A 1203-nucleotide genomic window follows, 5' to 3' on the forward strand; every position below is an offset into this window, starting at 1 on the left:
CAGTGGGCTCGATCGCCGCCGCCACCGCGACCCGACGGCGCAGCGCCGGCTCGGCCAGCAGGGTGGCCCAGAAGCGGCGCGGCCATTCGGCCATGGGGATGGCGGCGGCCTCGTCGCAAAACACGCGCATAGCCGCCGCCAGGGCGGCATCGCCAGCCGCCGCATCCCCGCACTGCAACTCGGCCAGGACGGCGCCGCGACGCTCCACCCCGCGCAGGAACGCGCTCAGGGCAGGCGGGGGAGACGGGGGGCGGACCGCAGACACTACGGCAGGGGGAACGGCTTCGGCATGGGCCGCATCATAGCGAGACGCCTGTCCCAATATTCTCTTGACAAGCGCGGGTTAACCCGCCCAACACGCAGTGGCGCGGGTTGCAGCCGATGGCGGTTGTGCACAGCAGTCAAATTCCCGTCATCTGTCGATGCGGCGCAGCATGGTGGCGTGCGCGTACACCAATGTTTCACACGCAAGCTATTGTTCTAAATTGAAAAAACATGTATGGCACTTTTTTGTCCAACCTGACTGAAGGGCTTGAATCAGCGGCGTCCCGCAAGTCTGTCGAGCCTCGATGCACAGACTTATCCACAATCTTTGTGGATAAAGGCGAATTCTCTTTTGACCCGGACACTTACGTGATGTTCATCAACCCAGGCCCAGCAATGCCACACAACTGTCTCAATGGCTGCGCCGGCACCCTGGCACCGTAAACTTTGCCCATGGCCGATGCCGCTTCCGCCGCTCCTTTTCCTGTCTGGCGGGTCGCCGTGCCGGTGCCCCTGGCACGGCTGTTCGACTACCGGTCGCCCGACGGGCACGCCCCATCCGCCGCCGACATCGGCAAGCGGGTACGGGTGCCGTTCGGGCCGCGCGAGCTGGTGGGGGTGGTGGCCGGAATCGCCACGGCCGGGGTCGACGAGGTTGCCGGTCTGCGCACGGCCGGCCCCGCGCTCGACCCGGCGCCGCTGCTGGCGGGCGAGTTGTACGACTCGCTGGGCTGGCTGGCCCGTTATACGCATGCACCGCTGGGTGAGGTCTTCGCCACCGCGCTGCCCGGACCGCTGCGCCAGGGCGAGCCACTGGCCCTCACCCACGCCTGGGCGTGGCGACTGACCGAAGCCGGGTACACCGCGCGGCCCAAGTTGCGGGCGGGCCGGCCACGGCAGCTGGCCGAGCGGCTGGCGGCGGCCGGGGGACCGCTGGAG

At 68.1% G+C, this 1203-nt stretch carries 1 protein-coding gene and 1 pseudogene; one reads left to right on the top strand and one right to left on the bottom strand.

Translation table 11 applies throughout. The features are described from left to right. Window positions 1-265 (bottom strand): annotated as a pseudogene (locus tag N800_RS16390) (hypothetical protein); the annotation flags it as partial. Between the two features lie 452 nt (window positions 266-717). On the opposite strand from N800_RS16390, the gene N800_RS15015 reads away from it, so the two are divergent. Then, window positions 718-1203 (top strand): primosomal protein N' family DNA-binding protein (locus N800_RS15015; protein ID WP_036140534.1); only part of this gene is annotated, 486 nt, incomplete at its 3' end.

It is taken from the genome of Lysobacter daejeonensis GH1-9 (genome assembly GCF_000768355.1).
Classification (GTDB): domain Bacteria; phylum Pseudomonadota; class Gammaproteobacteria; order Xanthomonadales; family Xanthomonadaceae; genus Aerolutibacter; species Aerolutibacter daejeonensis.